Here is a 19,000-nt window from a genome sequence, read left to right as displayed (position 1 = left end):
AAATTTTTAGGAGATGTTTCCGAAGATGAAATTAAATAAAAGCTCATAAATTCTAGATTTAACTTACCGTTTACTTCCACTCAAAGGTTTTGTTACTTTTTCTTGTTATATTTATTTATGAGAATATTTATAGTGTTTAGAATCTACCTATGAGGAATGAAAACTAGAATATATAGCCCCGATTATCTTGAGTTAAAGGGAGAAAGTGAATGTTTAGAATCTACCTATGAGGAATGAAAACGATTAAATATACAGCCTCACGTATGTCTTTGTCGGTTTAGAATCTACCTATGAGGAATGAAAACGTTAACCGTTCTTTTAAGCGCTTTGCTTGTAACATGAACTGCGTTTAGAATCTACCTATGAGGAATGAAAACTTTGAAGACAACCTTCAAGATATCTCCATTATAATATTTTGTTTAGAATCTACCTATGAGGAATGAAAACCTGTATCCTTTCAGGTTCAAGCGGGTGCCCGCTTCGAACCTTGTTTAGAATCTACCTATGAGGAATGAAAACCAACCCTATCTCAAACTCTATCCACATTGTGTTGCCAAGTTTAGAATCTACCTATGAGGAATGAAAACGCCCCGTATTCCTCAATTATTTCAGCTTTTTTTGTTCTGACCGTTTAGAATCTACCTATGAGGAATGAAAACCTCAATATCTTTATGAAACCAAAGTGTCTCAATAAGTGTTTAGAATCTACCTATGAGGAATGAAAACCGTGTGTGCTTTGGAAGGCTAAGCTTGGCTTGACATATGGTAGGTTTAGAATCTACCTATGAGGAATGAAAACAGTATTATTTATTGCAAAAGATAAAATTGTTTTATATATTTAAAGGGACTAATAAAAAAATTATGAGAACCTATGAATATATTGTATTTTTTTTTAATTGGAGCAATTAATTGCTCCAATTTTTTATGTCAGATTTTAAAGGTTTAAATCGTATTATAAGTGTAAAGCAAATTTTAAAGGAGGGATTTTTGTGAGGAAATTTTTCATAGTTCTTTTAATAAGCTTGTTTATTATAATCTCTTTTGGTGAGCAAAGCTTTTTAACAACACCATCACAAGTAGAATCTTTAGCTAGAGTTCATGCAGATGAAGATGTTAATAAATTTTGGCCATTTTTAGGAGGTTTTGTATTTGGTATTATTGCTCCAATATACAATTACGTAGTTGAGCCTGAAGTTCCTGCCGAAAGATTAGTGAAACTAAGAAGTATTATTAAAAGCGAAGATGATTATTTGATAGATATTTATGTAAGGGCGTATAAAGATGAGATAAAAAAGATAAAAGTTGGTATGTCTTTTGCTGGTTGGGGTTCTTTTATTGCACTTTTAGCAATTTCTATATCAAGTTGAAGCCTGGATCTTCCAGGCCTTTTTAAAGTTTTAAGAGGTGATATTTTTATGTATTTGATAATGATTTACGATGTGAATAAAAAGAGAGTTGGAAAAGTTTTAAAAGTTGCAAGAAAGTATTTAAAATGGGTTCAAAATTCAGTGTTAGAGGGTAAAATAACTGAGAGTAATTTTGAAACGCTAAGGAATCAAATTTTAAGTATAATAGATGAAGATGAAGACACTATTTATTGGTATATATTAGAACCAGAGTTTGTACCTTATAGAAAAATTTATGGAAACAAAAAAATTAATGTAACAAATATAATTTAATGGAGGTTTGAAATATGGAAACCTTATATATTTTTACTGATGGGGAACTAAAAAGAAAAAACCATGCGTTATACTTTGTTCCAAAAAGCAAAGATTCAAAGCCATTTTTTGTTCCATTAAAAAATATTTCTTCAATTATGATTTTTTCAGAGGTAAGTTTTAATAAAAAGTTTTTGGGATTGTTAGCGAAAGAAGGTATACCTACCTTTTTTTATGGTTATTATGGGGATTTTATTGGTTCTTTTTATCCACCAGAGAACAATAAAACAGGAGAGATGATAGTTTTGCAATTTCAATATTATTATGATTTAAGTAAAAGGCTTGAAATTGCAAAAGGAATATTAGAATCTGCAGTTTTGAATATGCTTTGGGTGCTGAATGGATATAAAGAAATTACTAGTGAAGAGTTAAATTATATAGTTAAGATTAAGGATAGTTTGAAAAAGCAAAACAATATACCGGCCTTAATGGCCATAGAAGGAAATATTAGAAAGGCTTATTATAAAGCTTTAGGAAAAATTGTAAAACGTAAAGGATTTAATTTTGACGAAAGACTAAAAAGACCTCCCAAAGATGAAATAAATGCACTTATTAGCTTTGGAAATATAATACTTTATAACACAGTTTTAGCTGAGATATATAAAACTTCTTTAGAACCGAGAATAAGTTTTTTGCATGAAACAAATAAGCGTAAATTTTCTTTACAGCTTGATATTGCAGAGATTTTTAAACCAATAATTGTGGATAAAGCAATTTTAAAATTAGTGAATAAAAAAGAAATTAAGAAAGAAGATTTTAATTTTAACAACAATGGGGTATTTTTATATGAAGATGCAAAGAAAAAATTTATAAATGAAATTGAAGAGAGATTAAATAAGAAAGTTACAATTTATGAAAATCAAAATGTAACTTTTAAAACAGTAATAAGACATGAATGTTATAAATTGATTAGACATTTAAAAGGAGTTGAAAAATTTAAGGGATTTGTGATGGGGTGATTTATTTGAGGTATCTTTTGGTTGTTTATGATGTAAACGAAAAAAGAGTGAACAAAATACATAAAATTTTAAAAAAATACCTTGTTTGGCAGCAAAATTCAACTTTTGAAGGATATTTATCTCAATCAAATATTAAAAAGTTGTTCTATGAAGTTAAAAATAAAATTGATGAAAAAGAGGATAGTGTTGTAATATATTTTTTTAATTCAAATAAGGTTTTTAGAAAAGTTATTGATGGAAAGGAAAAGTATATATTTAATAATCACTTCATCTAAAAACAAAAAATATGTTATAATAAAAAATAGATGGGAAGAATTAATATATCCACTTATATTAAATACTGATAGTGTGTTTAGGTGGAAAACAGAGTAGAGATTTTTTATTAGTAAAAAATTTTTTTACTAAAATATGTTTTTTTAAACTAGTGAAAAATTAAGCATTATTATAATTGGGAGGGTTTAGATGAAGGAAAAGATAGTAGATTACAAGAAGAATATTTCTAAATTAGTAGAAGATTTGAATTTATTTTTGGTAAATAATATTAAAAATTTCTCAGTTCACGGAATGACAGCAAATGAAGAATTTGAGAAAATTGTCGAAAAGGTAAAAAATAAAGTTTTAGAAGGTAATTTACGTATTGAAAAGGAGATTGAATTTTTAAAAAATGAATTGGAGTGGAATAATTTAAATATTTCCTTTTTTGGTGAAACAAATGCAGGGAAAAGTACAATTATTGAAGCTTTGACTAATGGTGATGGAAGTAGTATAGGAGAGGGATACAAAGATTTTACTAAATTTGTTAAAGAAAAATCATTTAGTGATATAAATTTAATTGATATGCCTGGAATTGAAGGTGATGAAGAAAAAGTAATAGATGAAATAAAAAAAGCCTTGAATAAATCACATATTGTTTTTTATGTTATTGGAACTAATAAAGAACCGGAGGAAAATATAGTTTCAAGAATAAAAAATTTTTTAAAAGACAACGCAAAAGTTTACTCTATTATTAATGTGAGGGGAAAGCCTTCAAGGTATAAGTATGAAAAAGAGTTAGTTAATAATGATGTAGAAACTATTGAAAAAAGAACTATATTAAAGTTGAAAAAAATTTTAGGACGAAGATACTTTGGTAATATTATAATTAATGCTCATCTTGCTTTATTAAAAAATGATTCATTAAATGATAGATTTGCCAAAGATAAAGAAAAAGCGTTGGAAATATTTGGTAGTAAATCAAATATTGAAAATTTTTCAAATATTAAAGAAATAGAGAAAATAATTGCTGGTTTAAGAAAGGAAATTTTTAATGAGATAGTAATTTCAAATACTTATAAAATACTCTTTAATGTAAAAGAAATTTTATCAAGTGTTGTTAAACAGAAAAAATCGTTTGATTTAAAATTGAGAAAATTTTCAAAATTAATAGAAGACTATATTAGTGAAGTAAATAAATTAGTTAAAAAATATAAAGTTAGAACATCTAATGAACTGCAGGTTAAAATAGCATCTTTAAAAAATAAATTAGAAAAGTTTTTGATGGAAAGTATAGATAAATCTCATAGTCTAGAAATGATAAAAAAAGAAATTGAAAAAATATTAAAAGAAGAAGAGCAAGATATTAATCAAATGATCAAAGACAATTTAAATACAATGAAGGAAAAGGTAGAACAAAAATTTCAAGAACTGTTGGATAAATTTTTACTTGAATGTGAGTTTGAGAATTTGTTTAAAGATTTTAACTTAAGACAGTATTTCGAAATTGATATTGAAGAAATATTTAATAAACCGTTTAGTTTTTTGAAATTTTTCTTAGGTCTTGGAGGAATTGGCTTAAATACTTATTTAATTTTTAATTTGATGGGGTATTTTGCTTTAGGGGTGTTAGTTTATGAATTTATTTCTTTGGTATTTATATCTTCGGAGAAAGATAAAATAGAATATAAAAATAATGCTGTTAAAGAAGTTGATTTAAAGATATCTAAAGTAAAAAGTGAGATGGAAAAGAAAATTGATGAAATATTTTCAAAAATAGAAAAGGACGTAGAAGAAAATATAAAAAATATAAGGCTCGCTGTAAATGAAATAAAAAATTTAGGTAGAAATATTGACGAGTTGATTTCTTACATTAAAAAGATTGAAAGTGAATTGAGTTTATTATTAGTCAAAAATATTCTGGGTGAAAAAGTTGAGTTTGCTTATATTGATTTGGAATTATCGAAAGCAATTTTTGTGGGGTTTAAAGTTAATTCTGATGTGAATAATTATATAGAAAATATGTTTAGGTTAGATAAGATTTACTTTTACACTTCAAAAGATGAATGGATGAGTAGTGTAGTTAGTAAGAAAGTTGAAAAAGTTATATATGTAACAGATGAATTTGATTATAGAGCGTTGAACTTATTATTTTTAAATAATAAAGATGGAATAAGAATTAGAAAATTCAAAAAGCCAACAAATTAATTTTAGATATAGTTTTAAGAAAAGGGGGTATTATATGAATCTAAATATTTCTCATGAAAAGGAAAATATAATTTTAAAGTTAAAGAGTTTATTAAAAAAAGTAGATGTTTTAGAAGCTGAATTTTTTTCTAATGAGAAATATAAGAGTTTAAAAGAAAAAATAAAAAAAGCAATTAATAATATTGAAAATGATAAATTTTCGATTGCTTTTTTTGGAGCTTTTTCAGATGGAAAATCAACAATACTATCAGTGTTAATTGATGAATTGAGTATTGAAATATCACCAGCACCTACTACAGATAGAATTCAAACATATAAATATAAGGATTATTTTTTAATTGATACACCAGGCCTTTTTTCAGAAAATTTGTTTCATGATGAACTAACTAAAAAGTACATTTCTGAAGCAAATGTCATCATATATGTAGTTGATCCAGTTAACCCGTTGAAGAAATCACATTTTCCTACATTGAAATGGTTGCTTTCAGATTTGAACAAAATTGATTCGACTATATTTGTAATAAATAAAATGGATGAAGTAGCAGATTTAGAGGATGATGAGGATTTTGAAAAAACAGCTAGAATTAAAAAGGAAGTAGTTTCTGATATTGTTCGTAAAATAACAGGATTTGAAGGAGAACTTAAAATAGTGTGTGTTTCTGCAGATCCATATGGTAAAGGTTTAAGTTATTGGAAAAACAATGAAAATTATAAAAAGCTATCTAGAATTGAAAATTTAGAGTTTTTGATTTCTGATTTTATTGAGAAGTATAAAAATGAGCTTATAGTGAAAGCTGGTATAAGTGTTATAAAAGATTCATATAATCAGATTATTTCTGATTTAAATAAATTAAAAGATAATTTAAAGAGATCAGTTGATGAAATTGATAATCAAATAAAGGAACAAGAATCTTATATTCAAAACTTGGAAGATGAAATAAACAAAAGTTATATTAATATTAAGAATGAAATTCATGAATTGAGAGAAGAGATATTATTAGGAATTTCAGCGGCAAAAAGTAAAGAAGAAATAAACAATTTTATCCAGAGTAAGTTTGGAAAAGATGGAAAAATACTTGAGGATAGAATAAATCTAATAATAGAAAAACATACAAGTAACTTAATTTCTGATGTAAAGAAAATAATAGATTTATCTGAAAAATCAATAAATTCTTTCCCTGAATTAAAATTAGTCAATTCAATACCAAAAGAATATTTACCTATAGTGTTATCGATTATTAATACCTCCAATAGAAATTTAGGAAATATTATTCTTAAAATAAGAAACTTTTTAAAAATTCCTTTTAAATTTAAACCATGGGGAGCTATTAAGCTTGCAAAATTTATGAAGGGAAGTATCTTTCTTTTAGGTTTTGTTGCTGACGCAGTAGAATATTTCAACTTAAAAAAATTAGAGAGCTATAAAGAAGAAATAAAAGATGAAATAGAAAAGATTTTTGAAAATTTAATGAAAGAATTGACAAGAGAAAATTATATTAAAAATTATTTTCCAATTGTTAATGATATAAGGAATATGATTATTTTACTTGAAGATAAAAGAAATATTATAGTAAAAAAGATAAATAAAATAGTTGAAATTAGTTCTGATTTAATTATCTTTCAATAAAAATTAGTTTTAGATATTAATTTGAATTGAAAATGAAATTATTTTTTTAGATTAAGAAAATAAATCTGAAACTTAATACTTTATAGTTATTAAAAAGGAAAATTTGAATAATAAGTTTATTATCTAGCAACTTTTAATGATGAATTATGTCAAAAAAATGTAAAATTATAATAATCAAATTTATAAAAAATAGGTTTGTTTTAAGTAATGCAAAAAATTTGATGTAATAAAAAATATGGAAATTTAACAATAAATTCAACTAATAAAAAATATGTTATAATAAATATAAATGGAGGTGAAAGGGGGAAAATAATTGAAACAATTGATTGATGCAATTTTTCAGAAAGAACTGGGTGATTTTAAATCTTTAATAGGTTATATATATAGATTAAAGGAAATTTCAAAAATTTTGGGTTTTGATACTTTGTATAAATCAAGAACTGTAGAGAGGGAAAGAAGACCGGCTATTGTTGAAGACAATGGAAAAAATAGTTTAAAACTTTTATTCTTATCAACTAAAAGTTATTCAAAAATAAAAGTAGATGTAAACAAGTTTTGTGTAATTAGTGAAGATTTTGAATGTTCTAAATTGGTATTAAAATCATCATATGTATTCAATTATCATAAAAAATTAGTTTTTAAGCTTCCAAGAAAAGTTATTGAGGAAAATTTTGTAAAATGTGGTTTATGTAGAAAAAATATAAAAAATTTTATTGAGGTGATATAAAGGTGAAAGAGATTATATTAAAGTACTTGAATAATAAGATTGGAGAAGAAGAGGAAAATAAATTGTATCTTTTAATAAAAAAAATTGTAACTATAGTAATTGGTACTCATTCTAATTATAAAGATACATTGATTGATATATATGGATCCTTTGAGTCGGCTGTAAATGAAATTATAAACGAAATATTTATTAAAATAAAAAATAAAAAAGAGATTTTAATGTCCAAAATAAACAACATTGAAAACATTGAAAGTTACATTACAAGGTTGATATTAAATCATATTATTGATATTGTGAAAAGCTATAAATCTAAACTTTCTTTGAACAAAGAAGATGATGAAGGGAACGAAAAGATAGATGTAATAAATGTTACCGAACTTGATGATGTAAAGTCTGAAGTTATTGCAGAATATTTTGTTGAAGAGTTAAAATCTTTAGATAATATGCAACTTTGTTATTATTTTTACAAGGTTCTATACAATGAAGAAATTTTCTATAGTGAAAAGTCAAGGGATGCAAAGTATAAAATGGTTCAAAGGTTAAAAGAAAAATTGAGGAATTTAGTAGAAGATTTTGGAATAGATCAAAAAGAATTTGCAATAGCAGTGAAAATCTATATGTCAGAAATTTGTGATAAGATTCGTCATAATAATAGAGAAGAAAAAAATAAAAAGTAGGAGGTTACTATGAGCTTTTTAAAGAAAGAATTTGAATTGTATAAAAACTTATTTGGAAAATATAAATTAAATATTGAATCACTAAAGAGAGTGCCTGATGGAAAAGCTCTGGAAGCTGGGGATGTTTTTGTAATATATGGTGATATTTTAGTGTATGGAGTTGTTATTGAAAAGAATGGAGATTTAGCTGAATGCGTTTTGCTTTCACAAGATGTTTTTTTAAGTAGCTCAAAAGCTTTAAAAATAAAAGTAAATCATTTAGTTGATTATGTTTACGTAACACACGTAAATTTTTATATTGAAGATGATTTTGCAAAGAATTATTGTGAAGTTATTTTAAATGTAAAAGAAGATATAAACAAAATTGTTGAAAATGTTGAAGAATTAGAAGAACAGATTTATACAGGTCCAAGAAAAGAATATTTTGATCTACTGATTGACCAAATATCTTTATTGTACGATATTTTCTTTGAGAAGATTTTTGATGAGACCAAAGATGAAGACAAAATAATAGAAATAAATATTCCATATGTTAGCGAATTTGCATTAGTAGCAGGGACAAATAGTTTAAGAGGGGAAAATTTTGTTGGTATTGTTGAAGACAATACTCTAAAAGTTTATTTGCAAGATGATGCTATTGGTAAAAAAGGAAAGTTGATTTTTAAAAACCAGGTTATCTATGAAGGAGAACTGCCAAATGCCTTTGTGTCAAATAATATAAAAGTATCAGTTGAAGATTTAAAAAGATTTTTAGTTATTGAGGTGATTGATTGATGTTTTCAAGGCTATTGAGTTCAAATTCTTCTGATTTTTTAAAAATCTTGGAGCGTGACGACATAACAGTAAAGGAAGCAATTGAGTCCTTTATAAATGCGGAAGACTTTGATGATAACTTTCTTGTTTTTTATGAGATAGTAAAAAAAATTAAAGAAAAAAAGATTGTTGATTTAAACCAAGAATTATTGAAAAAATTCTTTAATGGAGAGGAAGAAATAATATTTGATATTTACAAAAACGATTTTGTTGAAGTTTTCTTTCCTATAGTAAACGAGCTTGGAAACGGGAAAATTGCCAGAGCAATTGTTTTTGAATCAAAAAAAAGTTTTACAAATAATTCAAACTTGAAAAGTTCACTTGAGAAAATTGAAAGTCTTGTTGGTAAAAAACTTACTGTAATATTTGACAGTGAGTTTAAGGGTAATTCTTTTGAGCTTGCTGTAGCTATTGGTACATTATGTAAAAAAATTCCTAAAAATATAGCATTTACTGGAGAAATTGATGAAAAAGGGAATATCAAGAGAAATATTGAATATTTAGATTTAAAAATGAAAATTTGTGGTGAAAATAATTTAAAACTAATAAGTGCTTTTGATGTAGATAATGTTTTTGAGCTTAAGGAATTTTTTGAAGCTAAAAAAATACATATACCAATACTAATTTCGTTAATGGCCAAAGATAAAGAATATATTAGAACTTCATATGAAGAATTAAAAGAGGCAGTTAACGAAAAATTTGAAATAAAATACAGTGATATTTTTGAAAAAATTTACGATGTAAATAAAGTTTTTGTCAAAGATAGCTTGAATGATGATTGGGGACAAGTTTTAAAAGAAGTAAATAGCTTGCTTTACAAAATTATATCAAATAGAGGTATTCCCCATATTGCAATAATGGGGCCTGCATCATTTTCTATGGCTTTAGGTATAGCTTTAGGTGTTCAAAATCCATTAGTTGTTTATCACAAGGCAGGGATTGAATATAAACCTGTTATAGATCTGACGGACAATGTTAGAAAGGTAAAGAATATTGTAAGTGATTATAAATTTGTAAAGTATTCAGTAGAAAAAGAAAATGGTAAAAATTGTGCATTTATATTATATTTTGCTTCTCACAATCCATATGATGCAGTTAAAAACTTTTTGATCAAAAATAACATTGATTCAAAGTTGGTATTAATTGAACCAATATTTGGGAAAGGGAATTTACCGGCAGGAGATTGGAGTGAAATTGTTTCAGAAATAATGTCTGTTACTCAGAACATACAATTTAAACATTCTTGTGAAAACGTCTTCTTCTTTATGAGTTGTCCGGTTCCATTAGCTTTTGGAGTAGGGCTTTCATTTGGAGATTTTGCAAAGGGTTCAATATTCCACTTTGATAAAGATATAGGTGATTATATAGAGGTATTTAAAATAGAAAAAATTAGGGGGGAAGTTTTATGAAGTTATTTTTTTCAACCTTTGGGAAAATTAGTAATTATAAAGAAGTTGAATATTCTATTGATTATAACGAAAACACATTTGAAAGCTCATTTTTACCTGATTTAATGTGCAAAGCTTTTGGAGTTGATACTACAGAGCTTTTTTTACTAGATACTTTGGTAGAAAAAAATGATTTATTAATAGAAGATTTTAAGTACGAAGACATTATTACTAGTCTGGAAAATAAGTATTCTGATTATTTTAAAAGTAAAGATTATAAAGGAAATTTAAATTTACATATTATTCCTGGTGTTGGAAGTTATAAAGAATTTAGATTTGTTGGAAACATGAATGATACGTATTATATGACGTTAATTCAGCTTTTGAATATTTTTTCAAGACCAGAAGTAATTAATTCTGAAGAAATTGAAGTGATGTTGGATATTAGTTTTGGTATTAATTATCAATCAAATGTTTTATATAGAGCGTTAATGGATATTTTACCAGTGTTGGCGTATTTCAAAAAGGTACGATTTAAACTTACAAATGCAGAGCCTGTAATTAATACTTCAGCAGAGGGAAAAAATAAAATTAAGGTTTATGTTGTTGAAGAAAAAGTATTTGAACAGTCTATATCTTATAGAAAAGATTTTGCTAAAAAAACTATTAGTGTTTTTAGAGGTTTGTCTGTTAATGAAAGAAAAGAAGTTGGGAAAAATTATATTGGAGAATTTGAAAAAAGATTAAGGAATGAAAAAAATATGGGTTTGAATAATGTATTTTTAAATTTAGAATTATATTTAAAGTCTATTTATTATGGACTTCCTCTTTTATATTTATATGCAATGAATGGAGCTGATTTTAAATATGTAGTTGATAAATCATTAGAAGTGTATAATTCAGCTATTGAAATTAGAGATAGTGATGAAAATTTAAAAATGGTACTTAGAAAACTAGAATTTTCCGAAGATATAAAATATTTGGTTCTTGGTAGTATGTTTAAGATTTACTTTGAAAATCTTTATGGAAAGATTTGCTGTAAAGAAATACCTTATGATGAACTAAAGAAATTATCAAATTTTATATGGAAAATTGATGAGTTTAAAAATCAAATTTCATTGGTTCTTGAAAAAGAGATAAAAGAGATTGAAAGTTTGCTTGATTATATAGAAGAAGATGAAGAAATACTTTTTGATTTAGAGAAGCTAAAGTCAAGAAAGAATGAAAGTATAGAAGATGAAATAAAGATTGAAGATGAAAAAGTAAAAGAAGAACCAGAGTTTGAAAAAGATGAATCGAAAAAACAAAATAGTAAAGAAAATTCCTCAAGAAAAGAAAGAAACTTTCTTGCTCATGGTAGTTTATCTAAAAACACTTTTTATTTGAGAAAGTGTAATTCAGTGGTGTATATAAGGTTGAATGAAGAGAAAATATATGAATTAGGGAAAGCGGTATAAAAATTAAACAAGAAAGAGTTTTTATAATATTTTTAATTGGAAAGATTTTTTATTGTATGGTTATTATAAGAGTTAGATTCTCTTGATAAGGGGTGATTCAATGAGTGAATTAAGCACAGAGAAAGTGTTCTTAGGAAGTATTTTTCATGATATTGGAAAATTTTACCAGCGAGCCAAACATGACAATTTAAAAGAAAAATTAAAATCAGAGTATGAATATCATATTAAACAATCTAATTCATATGCCCCTCGTCATCAAGAATATGGAGCGTATTTTTATAAAAACAGTAAACTTCCGTATAGTGATGAGATAGAAGGTGTTATTTTAAATCACCATAACCCAATTAATGTACTTTCTAAGTTAGTTAAGATAGCTGATCATATTTCAGCAACCGAGAGATCTCAAAATGAATCAGAAGAAAAGATTAAAAATATGAAATCTATACTTTCTACCGTTTCGTTTGAAGAAAAAAGAAATGGAAAATATAGGAAAATTTCTAAATTATCAGATTTTGAGGATCTCTTGGATAGAGAAGAAGAAAATGTTGAAAACTCCTATCAAAAACTTTGGGATGAATTTGAAAGAGTAATAAAAAATTTATCGGATGAGTATAATAATGAGTATAAAGCTATTCCTCCAAAGATTGATAGCAAATTTTATGAAAAAATATATTATGTTTTAAAAGAATACACTTCTAATATTCCTTCCGCTTTTTATTATTCAGAACCAGAGATTTCGCTTTTTTCTCATCTTAGCACTACAGCAGCCATTGCAGTTTCTATTTTTAAAGAATTAGAAGAAGTTTTACAGTCAGGAAATGAAAGTATATTGGATAATTTAAATGATAAAAAAATATTAGGGATAATAAAAGGCGATATTTCCGGTATACAAAATTTTATATATAATGTTTCACAAGAGTATGCTGTTAAGAAGTTAAGAGGGCGATCATTTTATCTTTCTTATTTACTCGAAGTTATTGCAAGGTACATTTTAAAATCTGAAGGTTTGTCTATAGCTAACGTTTTGTATAACGGAGGTGGACATTTTTATTTGCTAGTTCCAGCAAAAACTATAGATAGACTTGAGATTTATCAAAAGAAAATAGATGAAATAATGTTCAAAGCACATGGAATAGAGCTTTCTGTTAATTTAGTTGGAGAAAAAATTACACCTCAAGAATTAGATGGAGATATTTATGGAAGAATTTCAAAAAAAATGGAGATTAAAAAATATAGGAAATTTAGTACGTTATCTTATGAAAAACTATTTGAAATTAAAAATGTTTCAAGAAACGTATGTCCTTACTGCAAAAGAGAGATGAAAAATGATGAATGTGAATTTTGTGAATCTTTTGCATTTTTGGGAGATCGACTAGTAAAATCTAAAAGCTTTAAATTAGAAGAATATAATAAAGAGGTAAATAGTATAAAAACGGTTAATGATATTTTTAGATCATTTGGATTTGATATAGTTTTCTCTGACAATGTTGAAAAAGATTCTTTTGCCATTGATAAAGAAAATGTTGATTTAACAAAATGTATGTTTTATATTAAATCAGCAAATTATGTTTTAAAAGATGAAGAAGGTAAAGTGGCAGATTTAGAAAAAATAGCTCAGAAATCTAGAGGAATAAAGAAATGGGGAGTATTAAGGGGGGATGTGGACAATTTAGGAAGAATTTTTGGGGAAGGATTAGGAAAAAATCCTCCAATTTCAAAAAAGGTCTCATTATCTCAAGAAATTGAAGTATTTTTTGGAAAGTTTTTAGAAGATTTAGTTAAAAGTGAAACTCCAAATTGTAGTGTAATTTATTCAGGAGGAGATGATTTCTTTATTTTAGGTCCGTGGAGTGATTTGCCTGTTGTTGCTAAAATAATTAGTGATGAATTTAAAAGATATAGCGGCTATAATCCATACATATCGGTTACTATGTCTATAGAAGTTTCTCCAGCTAAAAAATATCCGGTTTTTAGAGTTGCAAATGTTTCCGGAGAAAATCTTGATGAAGCTAAAGAGTACAAACGGAAAAATGGTAAATCTAAAGATGCTTTATATTTCTTTGGAGATATTATTGGATGGGAAGAGTTCAATGAATATTCAGAAAAAAGACTTTTAATGAAACAACTTATAGATAAAGGTGTAACAAAAAGATTTATTTTTGTATTAAGAAATTTGTTTGAAGAATATACTTCGTTAAATAATGGGTATTTTAAAGTTTGGAGAATTTATTATTATTTCAGTAGGCTTTCTGAGAGATATAAAAATGAAAGAGAGTTAATAATGGAGTTTTTAGATAAAATTTTGTGTGAAGATAATAAATTATATAATCACATCTATTCACTGACTTACTGGGTAGAATACGAAAAAAGGGAGGGATAGTATGGTAATAGATAAAGAAACAGCCAAAAAAATTTTAGATAAAAATTTGGATAGGGATGGAAAGTTTCTTTTTAAGAATTCTCAAGAGCTAGCAAAATATATCTCTGAATATGTAAATTCTACTCAACTTAGAAAATATTTTGGAGAAGTAAAAAAAATTTCTGAAAACGAGGAAACTTTTAAATATGAAATTAAGAGATTTTTAGCAGTTATGTTATACAGTGTTGCAAGGAGTATAAAAAAGAGAAATAAAGAAGTTCTTGAAAACTTTTCAAAATCAATAACAAACATGGTTCAAGTTGTTTCTGAGGGAGATTTAAATTATCTTAAAAGATTTAAAGATTTCTTTGAAGCTGTTGTGGCATATTACAAATTTTATAATCCAAATTCAAGATAATAAGGGAGGGTGTGAATAATGAAGGAGATAAAATTTAAAGGAAAATTTGTTGTAAAAGCAAATATTGTTTTAAAAACAGGTTTACATATAGGAACAGAAGAAAGTATGGAAATAGGCGGAATTGATAATCCTGTTATTAAAGATGCAACAGGGAAACCTTTTATACCAGGTTCTAGTTTAAAGGGAAAACTAAGAAGCTTGATGGAATATTTCCATGAAAAAATAGAACCAGAAAAAATGGTTTTTACAGTTAAAAATTCTATTCGTATACATATGTGCGATGATGAGAAGTGTCCAGTCTGTAATTTGTTTGGAAGAAATCACGGTTCTCATGAATTTGTTGGTGGTGGAAAAGTTGAATTTAAAAATTTAATGCCAACAAGACTTATTGTAAGAGATGCATTTTTAGATGAAAATAGTATTACTGAAGAAATGAAAGAAAATTTGACAGTAAATTATACAGAGGTAAAGCCTGAAAATACATTGGATAGAATTACATCAGCGGCCAATCCAAGAAGTAATGAAAGAGTTCCAGCAGGAGTTGCTTTTAACTCTGAATTCATAGTTAATGTTTATGAAGGCGACGGAGTAAAATACTTGAAAGAACTTTTAACGGCCTTTAGGTTACTCGAAGATGATTATTTAGGTGGTTCAGGTTCAAGAGGATACGGTAAGGTAAAATTTGAAAATATCGTGATTGAATATAGAGATAAGAAGTTTTATGAACAAGAATCTGAAGCAAAAATTTTGAATGTTGATTTAAACAATTTGAATTGGGAGGAAATAGAAAAAAACCTAAAGATTGGGGATTGATATTATGAAGAGATATAGAATAAAGCTTAAATTTAAGTCTCCAATTCATATTGGACAAAAAGATAATGTATTTAATGATATATCAAAAATTATTCACTCTGAAACTTTATTTTCTGCTATAGTTAATTCTTATAGTTTACTGTACGGTATTGATGAAACTAGCAAATTTATTAATGAAATAATAGAAAATAGTGAGTTATTCAATATTTCATCAGCGTTTTTCTATTTTGAAAATAAATATTTTTACCCAAGACCTCTCGGTTACAATTTTGGGTTAGATAAAAAATATGATTACAAACAGATAAAAAAAGTCGAGTATGTCTCAGAAGAGTTTTTGTATGGAGAAGTAAAAGAACCTAGAATTATTGGAAAATTTGCTGTTGATGGGAAATGTGATGAATTATCAAAAATTTTTGCTGTGGAGGAACGTCCAAGGATTGTTGTTGATAGATTAACCAATTCTACGAATATATATTACATGTCTAGTATTAAATTTTTTGAAAATGCAGGTTTGTGGTTTTACTTAGATATAGAGGAAAGATTTGAGAAGTCTATACTTGCTGCAATTAGATTGCTTTCTGATGAGGGAATAGGTGGCGAAAGAACGTATGGATATGGATTGTTTGATTTAAAAGTAGAAGATGTTGAATTTAAAACAGAAGATGGTGAAAACTTTTTGCTTTTATCAAATTTTTATCCTAAAGATGCAGAAGAGTTATCAAGGTTGATAACATATAAATTATATGAACGTTCAGGCTTTATTTATTCGCCATATGGTCTTGTTGTAAGACAGCCGATATTAAAATTTGTTAGTGAAGGTAGTGTATTAAATGAGAAAGTTTCAGGAAAAATTTTAGATGTTACTCCAGAATTTTTTAACGTTCACAATGTTTATAGATATGGACGTGCCTATTTGATTCCAATTAAAAAGGAGGCACGAGATTAAAATGAAAATAAAAGCGTATAAATATAAAATTGAGGTTGTAACACCGGTGGCAATTTTGTCTGGAGAAAAAATTCAAAGGTTTGAGATTGTAAAAGATGGTAATAGAACTTTCGTTCTTGATTTTGAAAGAATGATAAGAAATGAACAAGGTTTTGTAGATATTTTAATTAAAAATCCTTTGCTATTTCAAAATCCTGAAGAAATTTTAAATATTTTTAGAAGATTTAATATAAATTACAAAAATTATATAAAGTATGAAATTAATGATTATATGAGGAAAAATTACGAAATTAACGAATTTATAAAGTCAAATGGGAAGCCTTATATTCCAGGTTCATCTATTAAAGGTGCTATGAGAACTAATATCATAAGGGGTTCAAAATTTTGTGGTAATTATATTAGAGAAGTAAATTCTGCCATCAAGAATAATAATTATAGAATCAATAGTTCGAAAATAGAAAAAAATTTTCTAGGTGATTCTTACAAATCCCCTTTTAAATTTTTGAGAGTTTCAGATACAAATCTTCTTGAGAAAAAATTTCTTCGTGTCAAACCAATAGAAATTTATAATTTAAAAACTAAAAGGAAGGTTATGAATATCCTCTATTCAGAAGTTTTACCTGAAAAAACAGTTTTACATGGAGAAATTAACTTAGGTTTTTATGATTACTTATTAGATTTTCCTTTTAAAGATGAATATATGAATTTAGATATTTTAGAGGATTTTATCTTGAAATTAAAAAGTGGTGTTGAAAAGTACATAAACGATGAAATATCAATAATGAAAGAAAATCATGAAAAAGGCTTATTGGATTTTTATAGAAGCCTTCAAAGTTATAAATTAAAAGAAAATCAAGTACTTTTACCTTTGGGTTTTTCAACAGGATTTTATTCGAAAACTCTTGTAGGAAAATTAAGAAGAGAACATGTTATTTATCTAAAAAAGGTTCTTGGAAGAAGAGCAATAAAATATGATCCGTCACTCTTTCCAAAAACACGAAGAATTATTAATGATGGAGGTGCTATGAAACCATTGGGATGGATTTTAATGACAATAACAGAAAAGTAGCAATTGAAATTATATTAAAAATTAATGGTAGCTATCCATTGTATTTAAAAGAAGATTATCTAGATACATTTTTGGAAATATTTAACGGATTTGGCCTGAAAAACTTTAGTTTTTCAGGCCCTTTGTCTAAAAAGATTGTAAAGACAAAGAGTGGTTTATATTTTGCAGGTACTACGCATATTATTTTAAGAACGTTTTATAGTGAAAATTTTGCTAAATTGTTTTTTGAAATGTCAAGCAAACTTTCTAGAGAAATTTTTAAAAATTATAATTTACGTATATTGACTCAACCTATTACTTTATCAAATAGATTTTTTGTTATAAACAAAAGTTATGATGAAATAACACCTGAAATGAGTGAGACTATAAGGAGTAGATTAATTGAAAAATATAAATTAATCTTTGGAAGAGAACCTAGTGACAACCGTTTTATTGCTGTAGATAATAAAAACAAAGTTTATTTGTACGGCTCTAATGAATTAATCTTAATGTCAAAAGTTTTAGGTCTACTTGGAGAAAATGGGTATAAAGATTTTTTGATTGATGAAAAAGATAGAAGATATTTGGGGAGTGTTTTGAATGAGAATAGTAGTATATTTTGATTTTAAAAAACTAGAGCTTCCAATTGACTATAATCATGTTTTACAAGCAGTAATTTTGAATTTAATAGATGATGAAGAATATAGAAAATTTATCCATGATGAAGGTTTTTCTTTTTTTAAACGGAAATTTAAATTGTATACGTTTTCTAGATTGATGGGAGAATTTTCATTAGATAGTAAATCTAGGACAATTAGTTTTAAAGATAACGCTTTTTTAATAATTTCCTCATATGATGATAACTTTTGTTATTATCTAATGAAAAAATTACTAGAGTTTAAAGATATAAAAATTGGAAGAAATATTGTAAATGTGAAAAAGGTTGAGATAGAAGATTTTAAACCAGATGGGGAGCAATTAAAGGTTGTAACTAGATCTCCAGTGACTGCCTATTCTACAGTTATAGATGAAAATTCCTCAAAAAAGACTATCTTTTACCATCCTGATGATTTTAAATTTAAAGAGTTACTTGAAAAAAATATAGAAAAGAAATATATTGCTATATACAGAAAAGAACCTGAAGGTAAAATTAATATTACACATGTAGGTAAATTACCTAAAAAGGTTGTTTTAAAATATAAAAAATTTAAAATAGTTGGTTGGATGAGTGCTTTTGATTTATCTGGTGATCCAGAACTTTTAAAAATAGCATATGACACAGGTCTTGGCTCTAAAAATTCACAAGGTTTTGGCCTAATTGAGCGTATTGGCTGAAAAAATTTATAAAGGAAGGATAGTATGGAAAGGTTTACTGCAGGATATGTAAATACTAATAACAATTTTATAATAATGAACTTACATAAAGAAAAAGTTGAAGATAGTGAATATTACCCTATGTATTGTGTATTAAAAAATATTTTGCAGCGGGGTTGTCCTACTATCATGTCTGAATGAGACCATAAAAAATTTTGTGTAAATGAAAAATATAGGAAATAGGTAACCCTCTTCTTGGTATGGTAAAATAAAACC

General features: G+C 26.2%; 19 protein-coding genes and 1 CRISPR repeat array. All 19 genes read left to right on the top strand.

What is annotated here, in order from left to right; genetic code table 11:
* Positions 1-134: 134 nt before the first annotated feature.
* A CRISPR array of direct repeats spans positions 135-799; the repeat unit is 30 nt; unit sequence GTTTAGAATCTACCTATGAGGAATGAAAAC.
* A 190-nt stretch (positions 800-989) separates the two neighbouring features.
* Positions 990-1,367, top strand: a complete 378-nt coding sequence (locus tag EO083_RS09275) for a hypothetical protein (protein WP_126994102.1) — start codon at positions 990-992, stop codon at positions 1,365-1,367.
* 48 nt (positions 1,368-1,415) lie between these two features.
* Complete coding sequence (gene cas2 / locus EO083_RS09270; RefSeq protein WP_126994100.1) at positions 1,416-1,679, top strand: CRISPR-associated endonuclease Cas2; 264 nt, start codon at positions 1,416-1,418, stop codon at positions 1,677-1,679.
* 14 nt (positions 1,680-1,693) lie between these two features.
* The gene (gene cas1b / locus EO083_RS09265; protein ID WP_126994098.1) at positions 1,694-2,677 is read left to right on the top strand and encodes a type I-B CRISPR-associated endonuclease Cas1b; all 984 of its coding nucleotides are present in this window, start codon (positions 1,694-1,696) and stop codon (positions 2,675-2,677) included.
* A gap of 5 nt (positions 2,678-2,682) precedes the next feature.
* Positions 2,683-2,952, top strand: coding sequence for a CRISPR-associated endonuclease Cas2 (gene cas2 / locus EO083_RS09260; RefSeq protein ID WP_126994096.1), 270 nt, complete (start codon positions 2,683-2,685; stop codon positions 2,950-2,952).
* Positions 2,953-3,139: 187 nt separating this feature from the next.
* Positions 3,140-5,137, top strand: a complete 1,998-nt coding sequence (locus tag EO083_RS09255) for a GTPase domain-containing protein (RefSeq protein WP_126994094.1) — start codon at positions 3,140-3,142, stop codon at positions 5,135-5,137.
* Positions 5,138-5,171: 34 nt separating this feature from the next.
* On the top strand, positions 5,172-6,764 hold the full coding sequence (locus EO083_RS09250) for a LeoA/HP0731 family dynamin-like GTPase (RefSeq protein WP_126994092.1): 1,593 nt from the start codon (positions 5,172-5,174) through the stop codon (positions 6,762-6,764).
* A gap of 313 nt (positions 6,765-7,077) precedes the next feature.
* Positions 7,078-7,491, top strand: coding sequence for a hypothetical protein (locus tag EO083_RS09245; protein WP_126994090.1), 414 nt, complete (start codon positions 7,078-7,080; stop codon positions 7,489-7,491).
* Between the two features lie 2 nt (positions 7,492-7,493).
* Positions 7,494-8,168 (top strand): sigma-70 RNA polymerase sigma factor region 4 domain-containing protein, encoded by a 675-nt coding sequence (locus EO083_RS09240; protein WP_126994088.1) that lies wholly within the window; start codon positions 7,494-7,496, stop codon positions 8,166-8,168.
* Positions 8,169-8,177: 9 nt separating this feature from the next.
* Positions 8,178-8,942, top strand: coding sequence for a hypothetical protein (locus EO083_RS09235; RefSeq protein ID WP_126994086.1), 765 nt, complete (start codon positions 8,178-8,180; stop codon positions 8,940-8,942).
* On the top strand, positions 8,942-10,390 hold the full coding sequence (locus tag EO083_RS09230; RefSeq protein ID WP_126994084.1) for an SAVED domain-containing protein: 1,449 nt from the start codon (positions 8,942-8,944) through the stop codon (positions 10,388-10,390). The genes EO083_RS09235 and EO083_RS09230 overlap by 1 nt, the downstream gene beginning before the upstream one ends.
* The gene (csx1, locus tag EO083_RS09225; protein WP_126994082.1) at positions 10,387-11,826 is read left to right on the top strand and encodes a CRISPR-associated CARF protein Csx1; all 1,440 of its coding nucleotides are present in this window, start codon (positions 10,387-10,389) and stop codon (positions 11,824-11,826) included. Before EO083_RS09230 ends, csx1 begins: the two co-directional genes overlap by 4 nt.
* A gap of 100 nt (positions 11,827-11,926) precedes the next feature.
* Entirely contained in the window at positions 11,927-14,206 is a 2,280-nt protein-coding gene (gene cas10 / locus EO083_RS09220; protein ID WP_126994080.1) for a type III-A CRISPR-associated protein Cas10/Csm1, read from the top strand.
* Between the two features lies 1 nt (position 14,207).
* Positions 14,208-14,603 carry a type III-A CRISPR-associated protein Csm2 gene (gene csm2, locus EO083_RS09215; protein WP_126994078.1) on the top strand — a complete coding sequence of 132 codons (396 nt, stop codon included), beginning with the start codon at positions 14,208-14,210 and terminating at the stop codon, positions 14,601-14,603.
* Positions 14,604-14,621: 18 nt separating this feature from the next.
* Positions 14,622-15,416: a type III-A CRISPR-associated RAMP protein Csm3 gene (gene csm3 / locus EO083_RS09210; protein WP_126994076.1), complete on the top strand. Its 795-nt coding sequence runs from the start codon at positions 14,622-14,624 to the stop codon at positions 15,414-15,416.
* 4 nt (positions 15,417-15,420) lie between these two features.
* Complete coding sequence (gene csm4, locus EO083_RS09205) at positions 15,421-16,362, top strand: type III-A CRISPR-associated RAMP protein Csm4 (protein ID WP_126994074.1); 942 nt, start codon at positions 15,421-15,423, stop codon at positions 16,360-16,362.
* Position 16,363: 1 nt separating this feature from the next.
* Positions 16,364-17,431, top strand: a complete 1,068-nt coding sequence (csm5, locus tag EO083_RS09200; protein WP_126994071.1) for a type III-A CRISPR-associated RAMP protein Csm5 — start codon at positions 16,364-16,366, stop codon at positions 17,429-17,431.
* The gene (locus EO083_RS09195; RefSeq protein WP_126994069.1) at positions 17,401-18,033 is read left to right on the top strand and encodes a hypothetical protein; all 633 of its coding nucleotides are present in this window, start codon (positions 17,401-17,403) and stop codon (positions 18,031-18,033) included. Before csm5 ends, EO083_RS09195 begins: the two co-directional genes overlap by 31 nt.
* The gene (cas6, locus tag EO083_RS09190; protein WP_126994065.1) at positions 18,011-18,745 is read left to right on the top strand and encodes a CRISPR-associated endoribonuclease Cas6; all 735 of its coding nucleotides are present in this window, start codon (positions 18,011-18,013) and stop codon (positions 18,743-18,745) included. The genes EO083_RS09195 and cas6 overlap by 23 nt, the downstream gene beginning before the upstream one ends.
* Before the next feature lie 24 nt (positions 18,746-18,769).
* Positions 18,770-18,925 (top strand): hypothetical protein, encoded by a 156-nt coding sequence (locus EO083_RS09890; RefSeq protein WP_164723713.1) that lies wholly within the window; start codon positions 18,770-18,772, stop codon positions 18,923-18,925.
* Positions 18,926-19,000 lie beyond the last annotated feature (75 nt).

Source organism: Thermosipho globiformans, from assembly GCF_003990895.1.
In the GTDB taxonomy this organism is placed as follows: domain Bacteria; phylum Thermotogota; class Thermotogae; order Thermotogales; family Fervidobacteriaceae; genus Thermosipho; species Thermosipho japonicus.
Note: the sequence above shows the minus strand (reverse complement) of the source record. Positions and strands in the feature narration are given on the sequence as shown.

Coding starts and splice junctions, on each gene's coding strand:
- cas2 (WP_126994100.1), top strand. CDS start 1,416: ATGTATTTGATAATGATTTACGATGTGAATAAAAAGAGAGTTGGAAAA.
- cas1b (WP_126994098.1), top strand. CDS start 1,694: ATGGAAACCTTATATATTTTTACTGATGGGGAACTAAAAAGAAAAAAC.
- EO083_RS09255 (WP_126994094.1), top strand. CDS start 3,140: ATGAAGGAAAAGATAGTAGATTACAAGAAGAATATTTCTAAATTAGTA.
- EO083_RS09250 (WP_126994092.1), top strand. CDS start 5,172: ATGAATCTAAATATTTCTCATGAAAAGGAAAATATAATTTTAAAGTTA.
- EO083_RS09235 (WP_126994086.1), top strand. CDS start 8,178: ATGAGCTTTTTAAAGAAAGAATTTGAATTGTATAAAAACTTATTTGGA.
- EO083_RS09230 (WP_126994084.1), top strand. CDS start 8,942: ATGTTTTCAAGGCTATTGAGTTCAAATTCTTCTGATTTTTTAAAAATC.
- csx1 (WP_126994082.1), top strand. CDS start 10,387: ATGAAGTTATTTTTTTCAACCTTTGGGAAAATTAGTAATTATAAAGAA.
- cas10 (WP_126994080.1), top strand. CDS start 11,927: ATGAGTGAATTAAGCACAGAGAAAGTGTTCTTAGGAAGTATTTTTCAT.
- csm2 (WP_126994078.1), top strand. CDS start 14,208: ATGGTAATAGATAAAGAAACAGCCAAAAAAATTTTAGATAAAAATTTG.
- csm3 (WP_126994076.1), top strand. CDS start 14,622: ATGAAGGAGATAAAATTTAAAGGAAAATTTGTTGTAAAAGCAAATATT.
- csm4 (WP_126994074.1), top strand. CDS start 15,421: ATGAAGAGATATAGAATAAAGCTTAAATTTAAGTCTCCAATTCATATT.
- csm5 (WP_126994071.1), top strand. CDS start 16,364: ATGAAAATAAAAGCGTATAAATATAAAATTGAGGTTGTAACACCGGTG.
- EO083_RS09195 (WP_126994069.1), top strand. CDS start 17,401: ATGGATTTTAATGACAATAACAGAAAAGTAGCAATTGAAATTATATTA.
- cas6 (WP_126994065.1), top strand. CDS start 18,011: ATGAGAATAGTAGTATATTTTGATTTTAAAAAACTAGAGCTTCCAATT.
- EO083_RS09890 (WP_164723713.1), top strand. CDS start 18,770: ATGGAAAGGTTTACTGCAGGATATGTAAATACTAATAACAATTTTATA.